Below are 6,533 nucleotides of genomic sequence, written 5' to 3'. Positions count from 1 at the left end.
CCCCCCCCCCCCCCCCCCCCCGGCCGCGCGGCGGCCGGGGTCCCCCCCCCCGCGTCCCCCCAGTTCAACCACGGAAGGACACATCGTGAAGAAGATCGTGCGGAGCGCCGCCGTCGTGTTTCTCGTCGGGTCGGTCGCGTACTACCTGTGGCACGGCCTCGGCGACCGGGGGCGGACCAACTACGGAATCGACGCGCTGTCGTGGGCCGGCCCGCAGATGATCTGGCCGATCGTCGCGGTCAGCCTCGTCGTGGTCTGCTTCGCCCTTACCGGTGACAGCGTGCTGGCGGCGTTCACGGGGCGCAACAGTGCGGCATTCCGGCACGCGGCGGTCGGGATCGGAACGGTGCGGTCGGTACGCCAGACCGGCATGACGCTCAACGATCAGCCGGAGGTGCGGATCGACCTCGGCGTGGAGGGCGCGGACGGGAAGATGTTCGAATCGCACGCCAGGATGATCGTGCCGCTGACCGAACTGGCGCTGCTGCAGCCCGGTGTCGTCCTGCCCGTCCGCTATCTTCCGGACCGCACCGACAAGGTCGAGATCGACCGCTCGGGCGACATGTCGTCGGCGCAGGAAGCGTTGAACCGATCCATGATTCGTCAGGGAATCACCACCCCCGGCAAGCTCGACATCGCGGCCCGCGGCATCCCCGCGCAGGCGGTGGTGCAATCGCTCAGCGTGCCCGGCGAGATCCGCAACGGGAATTCGAAGGTCGCGCTCGGACTGGTGGTCACCCGGCCCGACGGGACGACGTTCGCCACCCGCGTCGAGAAGTTCCTGCCGCCGCGCAGCGTCGCGCACGTCCAGGTCGGCCGGGTCGTGACGGTCCACTATCTGCCGGGGAACGAGCGAGAGGTCGTCATCGCCCTCCCCGCGAATGTGTGATCAGTCCTCGGCCTCTGCCTGGTTCCGGGGCGGAAGTCCCAGCGACCGGACGAGACGGAGAAGTTGTTCGCGCAGCGGCCCCGGATCGCCGACCGCGGCGGTGAGGGCCGCATCCTCCTTCTCGAGAGTCAGCAGGTGGAGGTAGATCGCGCGACCCGCCTCGGTGATCGCGACCCGCTTGCGGCGCTCGTCGGCCGGATCGGTCTCCCGGGTGACGTACCCGGCGCGTTCGAGGCGGTCGATGGTGCGGCTGATGGTCTGGTCCGTCACCCGCGAGGCCTTCGCGATGTCCCGCTGCGAGGCGGGCCGGTCGGCGATCGTGTGCAGTGAGATGAGTCCTGCATGGGTCATGTTCTGTGACCGGAGAATGTCCTCCCACGAGTGCTCGACCAGCCGCGCAGCCGTGGACAGCAGGCGTCCGGTCGGCCACTGGTCCATGCCGTCGCTCGTCATTTTCTCGCCTCCATTTGCAATTTGCTCAGCAGACTGAACAAAATAGGAACGTCGCAATCCGGACATCCGGTCGTCGAACCGTCCAGCATTGGAGAGCACGTGACCACAACTGCCCGCCCACGCCCGGTTCGCCGACTGCGATGGATTCTGCCAGCCCTGCTGGTGATCGTCTGGCTGGCCGTCGGCGGTTTCGGCGGCCCGTTCGCCGGCAAACTCTCCGCCGTCCAGCAGAACGACAGCACGTCCTTCCTGCCCGCATCGGCCGAGGCCACCGAGGTGTCCGCCCTGCAGAAGGGCTTCATCGACACGCAGTTCGTGCCCGCGATCGTGGTCGCCGAACGCCCGTCGGGAATCACCGCGGCCGACACCGAGTTCCTCGCCGGCACTGCGGCCTCCTTCGCCGGGGCGGAGGGATTCGGCGACGAGGTGTCACCGCCGATCCCGTCCGTCGACGGGCGGGCACTGCAGATGTTCGTGCCTGTCGACAGCACCGCGGAGGTCGGCGACAGCGTCACGGAACTCCGCGACGCGCTCGGTGCCGCGCCGGAGGGTCTCACCGTCCTCGTCACCGGGCCCGCCGGCCAGGTCGCGGACCTGTCCGCCGCGTTCGCCGGCATCGACGGGCTGCTGCTCCTGGTGGCGGGTGTCGTGGTGATCCTGATCCTGATCGTCGTCTACCGGAGTCCGATCCTGCCGTTCGCGGTGATCACGTCCGCGGTGTTCGCACTGGGACTGTCCAGTCTGCTCGTGTACGTGCTCGCCGACGCCGGTGTCATCGCCCTGAACGGGCAGAGCCAGGGCATCCTGTTCATCCTCGTGTTCGGCGCCGCAACCGACTACGCACTGCTGCTCGTCTCCCGCTACCGCGAGGAACTGAGGATCGAGCAGGACAGGTACCGCGCCATGCGGACCGCGTGGCGGGCGACGCTCGAACCCGTCGCCGCCTCCGCGGGCACGGTCATCGCCGGTGTGCTGTGCCTGCTGCTGTCCGACCTCAACTCCAACCGCGGCCTCGGACCGGTCGCGGCCATCGGCATCGCGGCGTCGTTCGTCGCGTCCATGACATACCTCCCCGCGGTGCTCGTCCTCCTCGGCCGGGCGGCCTACTGGCCGAGGAGGCCCGCCTTCGGCGCACAGCACGCAGAGAAGGACGAGGCCGCCGACCACAAATTCTGGGCCGCGCTCGCCGCGCGAATCGGCGCGCATCCGCGCCGCTTCTGGGTGGCGTCCAGCCTGGTACTGGTGCTCTTCGCGCTCCTGATGCCGAAGTTCGAGGCCAGTGGCATCGCGGAATCCGAGACCTTTCTCCTCGACGTCGATTCCGTTGCGGGCCAGCAGATCCTCGGCGACCACTTCGACGCCGGCTCCGGTTCACCTGCCGTGATCATCGCGAACGAGGATTCGCTCGACGCAGTACTCGCCGCCGGCCGGGTCGACGGCGTCGCCGACATCACCGTGCTGTCGGCCGCCGGAACACAGGACCCGCTCGTGGTGGACGGCCGGGTCGCGATCGACGCAACCCTGACCGACCCGGCCGACTCCCTCGCGGCCGAGGACACCGTCGTCCGATTGCGCGACGCCGTCCACGCGGTCGACGGCGCCGACGCCCTGGTCGGCGGCACCACCGCCACGGACCTCGACACCAAGACGACGTCGACGCGCGACCGCACCCTGATCATCCCCGTCGTGATTCTCGTCGTGTTCGCCATCCTGTGCCTGCTGCTGCGGTCGCTGCTCGCGCCGCTGCTGTTGATGGGGACGGTGGTGCTGTCCTTCGCTGCGACACTGGGCATCTCGTCGCTGGTCTTCGAGCACGTCTTCGGATTCCCCGGCGCCGATCCCGTCGTCCCGCTGTTCGCGTTCGTGTTCCTCGTCGCCCTCGGAATCGACTACAACATCTTCCTCATGACCCGGGTCCGGGAAGAAGCCCAGCGCATCGGCACCCGCCGCGGAGCGCTGCGCGGTCTGACCGTCACCGGGGGAGTGATCACGTCGGCGGGAGTGGTTCTGGCGGCCACCTTCTCGGCGCTCGCCGTCATTCCACTGATCTTCCTCGCGCAGATCGCCTTCATTGTGGCCTTCGGTGTGCTCCTCGACGCCCTCCTCGTGCGGTCGCTCCTGGTACCTGCCCTCACCGTCGACATCGGTCGGAAGATCTGGTGGCCGGGCAAGCTCGCGTCGGCCCCGGAGCCGGACGAGACCGTCCGTGCGGAGCCGGAATTGGACGCGGAGGTTCACTGACCGAGAACCCCTCGGACGATGTCGTACCGCGGTTTCGGGAGCTGGCGAGACAAGCTGATGAGTTGAATACGCTGCCATGCACCTGGATCCAGGACTACGGTATCGATATGTCCGAGCCACCGCTGGATAGGCGATTGGAGCTTGTTTACGAGGCTGCCACGGACACACTCAAAGTGCAGGACGCGAATCTCGGGAACGCAAGGACGAGGGCCAACACTCTTCTGGCGACCGCCGCGCTGCTGACTTCCTTTTCTACCGGCATCGGCGTGCTCAATGCCGATCCGGCTAGAGGTTCGGTGCTGTCGCCCGCGGAGGCGGTGCTTCTTCTCAGTGTTGTGGGAATTCTCGGTATCTGCGTGGTCTATGTGTTGTGGCCAGTACGCCAGTGGCACTTCGGGCCGTCCCCGAAAGTGATGAATGATCTTCGGTTGTCCAATCACACCGAAGCGGGCATGCGCGAGTACGTCGTCTCCAAGATGGTCCATGGGATCGACGAGAACTCCACAAATCTGAAGAAGAAACAGTGGGCGCTAAGGGCCGCCGCCGTGCTGCTCGTGGTCGAGGTCAGTGTGCTTATCGTCCTGCTGCGGACCTAGAGGTGACGACGAGAGGGATGCGATGACACACAGTGAGGGCAATCTCCACTCTCGCGAGCCGGAGGGGGCCAAGGAAGAGTTGCAGGAGACAGTTGAACGTATCGAGAAGGCAGCTGACCGGATCGAGGAAGCAGTTGAGCGCATCGAGAAGGCAACTGAGGAATGAATCGACCGCCGCCCGAGGCGAGAAATGCGAACGAACTCCTCGGCGTGAACGGACACAAGGTGTCGCGGGTCGGTTGTCCGCCATCGCGGCCGCTCATCCTATCTGAGGCCAGACACTGCGACAGGCACGGATCACCGGTGCCCCGTCTCGGGAAGTCGACCGGTCCGGGCTCGTGAACCGTTGGTATGCACTGTATTTTGAGCGCCTCCGCTGGAGTTCGGCGAGGGCAGGCATGCCGATGTCAAGTACTCGGACGAGTTCGACGCAAACGCTGCAAACTTCGTGGACCTCGCTGCCCAACTCTGCTGCTGACTCGCTCTCCTCGCCGAGACACACCGCGCCGGGCGCGATGAGGCCATAGTGGAGCGTGATGTCAACACGACGGAAGGATGACCGTGGACCATAGCGCGCTGTTGACCGACGCTTTCGATCGCATTCAGGAGACCGTGCATTCCGTGCTGGCCGATCTGCCCGCCGACGGCCTCACGTTCCGGGTGGACGCGAACGCGAACACCATCGCCTGGCTGGTCTGGCATCTCACGAGGGTGCAGGACGACCACGTCGCCGGGGTGGCGGGCACCGAGCAGGTGTGGACGTCCGGCGGATGGGTGGAGCGTTTCGGCCTGCCGTTCCCGGTCGCCGCCATCGGGTACGGGCACTCCGCGGACGAGGTGGCGCGGGTGCAGTCCGGGGCCGGCCTCCTCCGGGAGTATCACGATGCCGTGCACGATCGCACCGTCGATTACGTCCAGTCGATCGGCGCGGACGGCCTCGACCGCATCGTCGACGAGAATTGGGATCCGCCGGTGACTCTCGGTGTCCGGTTGGTCAGCGTCGTCTCCGACGACCTTCAGCACGCCGGGCAGGCCGCGTTCGTCCGCGGCATCTACGAGCGCCGCTGATCCGCCGGCTATTTCTCGTTCGCGGCGAGCCAGGTCTCCACCCGTCGCCGGGACCGCCGCCCGACGCGGTCGCGCACTGCCGGGCTGAACCGCGCCGCACCGTGCAGCACCCCGTTCCCGGCCAGTGCCAGCGGAACGAACCAGGCCGGGACGACCGGCAACCCGAGTTCACGCATGCCGCTCTTGCCGGAGAACAGGCGCTGGATGCTGAGCAGGCGCTGGCGGTTGAGCCTGCGCCGCAGAGGCTGCGCGTACGGGTAGCGGAACGTGGCCCACGACTTCTGCAGTGAGTCGGCCAGCACCCGGGAATTCTCGTCGGGGCCGGGTGCGAACGCCCCGATCTGGCACATGATGCGGCGGCCGGTGTTCTCGTCGTCGACCAGCCAGTGGTCGTCGATGCCCATCAGCCAGCCGATGTACCGCCACAGGTGCATGACGTCGCGGCCCTCGTCGGCCGAGACCCACACCCCGAGCGATCGGAGGCCGACGAGGAACGTCGTCGAGAAGAGGGCGAGCGTGCCGGCCTGGTCGGACTGGTTGATGGGCATGCCCCAGTCGGACACGTCCCAGTTCTCGTCCTGCAGCAGGGTCAGATTGACGAAGGCGTGCATCAATCGAACATGGACGGACAGCTGCCAGCCGCGACGGTCGCGGTCCATGCCACCGGGCAGGACGCACTCGTACCACCACCGGACGGTCTCGGTCACCCGCTGACCGGCGCCCTCGCCGACGAGTCTGCCGGTGGCCACCAATTGGCGGGAGGTGGCCGCACTGCGGTAGCCGTTCATCAGCGAACCGGTGGCCAGCAGGTCGAGGCCGGTCATTCCGCTGCGCAGGCACACGGAGGCACCGTGCTCGAGGCGGCGGTCGTCGACCCACGACGGCCGGTGGTCGACGGCGTCGAAGAACGCGGTCAGCGGAGGTGCGGCGTCGGGCACGCTGCCGATGCCCGCGGACAGGGCCTGGGAGAACTGGGCCATCGTGACGGTCTTGTCGACGAGAATCGCCCGGGCCAGTGCGGCGCCGATCTCGTCCTGACGCGCGACGGCGCGGGCATGGAGTTCCCGTTCCGCGGCGGTGGGTGTCGGGTCGCCGTGCACGAACCGCGACAGCGTCCGCATCGATCGGCGGCCCCACTCCGAGTCCATGTCGAACCGCCGCGGCGGCGTGAAGGTGGAGGGTCCGGGCGCGGATTCCCGGGACTGGATTTCTGTCATGTCCGATGCACTCGATTCGCTCGTCGACGCAGGCGCGGCGTGGTGTCACCGCCCTGCTCCGGGGCTGTG

7 protein-coding genes are annotated in these 6,533 nt (G+C 67.5%); 5 read left to right on the top strand and 2 right to left on the bottom strand.

All coding sequences use genetic code 11. From position 1 onward, the window contains the following. Positions 1 to 85 precede the first annotated feature (85 nt). Positions 86 to 889 carry a hypothetical protein gene (locus ACFTWF_RS12060; RefSeq protein WP_378461432.1) on the top strand — a complete coding sequence of 268 codons (804 nt, stop codon included), beginning with the start codon at positions 86 to 88 and terminating at the stop codon, positions 887 to 889. On the opposite strand, the gene ACFTWF_RS12055 is transcribed toward ACFTWF_RS12060, so the two are convergent. Continuing rightward, positions 890 to 1,342 (bottom strand): MarR family winged helix-turn-helix transcriptional regulator, encoded by a 453-nt coding sequence (locus ACFTWF_RS12055; protein ID WP_378461431.1) that lies wholly within the window; start codon positions 1,340 to 1,342, stop codon positions 890 to 892. A 99-nt stretch (positions 1,343 to 1,441) separates the two neighbouring features. Between ACFTWF_RS12055 and ACFTWF_RS12050 the strand changes: the two genes are divergently transcribed. From ACFTWF_RS12050 to ACFTWF_RS12035, 4 genes are all read left to right on the top strand, one after another. Continuing rightward, positions 1,442 to 3,583 carry an MMPL family transporter gene (locus ACFTWF_RS12050; protein ID WP_378461430.1) on the top strand — a complete coding sequence of 714 codons (2,142 nt, stop codon included), beginning with the start codon at positions 1,442 to 1,444 and terminating at the stop codon, positions 3,581 to 3,583. A 107-nt stretch (positions 3,584 to 3,690) separates the two neighbouring features. Continuing rightward, the gene (locus tag ACFTWF_RS12045) at positions 3,691 to 4,179 is read left to right on the top strand and encodes a hypothetical protein (protein WP_378461429.1); all 489 of its coding nucleotides are present in this window, start codon (positions 3,691 to 3,693) and stop codon (positions 4,177 to 4,179) included. A gap of 22 nt (positions 4,180 to 4,201) precedes the next feature. Then, positions 4,202 to 4,345, top strand: a complete 144-nt coding sequence (locus ACFTWF_RS12040) for a hypothetical protein (protein WP_378461428.1) — start codon at positions 4,202 to 4,204, stop codon at positions 4,343 to 4,345. Between the two features lie 395 nt (positions 4,346 to 4,740). Beyond that, the gene (locus ACFTWF_RS12035) at positions 4,741 to 5,247 is read left to right on the top strand and encodes a DUF664 domain-containing protein (protein WP_378461493.1); all 507 of its coding nucleotides are present in this window, start codon (positions 4,741 to 4,743) and stop codon (positions 5,245 to 5,247) included. An 8-nt stretch (positions 5,248 to 5,255) separates the two neighbouring features. Here the strand turns inward: ACFTWF_RS12035 and ACFTWF_RS12030 are convergent, their stop codons facing one another. Further along, on the bottom strand, positions 5,256 to 6,464 hold the full coding sequence (locus tag ACFTWF_RS12030; protein ID WP_378461427.1) for an oxygenase MpaB family protein: 1,209 nt from the start codon (positions 6,462 to 6,464) through the stop codon (positions 5,256 to 5,258). Positions 6,465 to 6,533 lie beyond the last annotated feature (69 nt).

This window comes from Rhodococcus sp. NPDC056960 (assembly GCF_042674125.1).
Lineage (GTDB): Bacteria > Actinomycetota > Actinomycetes > Mycobacteriales > Mycobacteriaceae > Rhodococcus_F.
The sequence above is the reverse complement of the archived record's forward strand: the minus strand, read 5'-3'. Positions and strand labels throughout refer to the sequence as shown.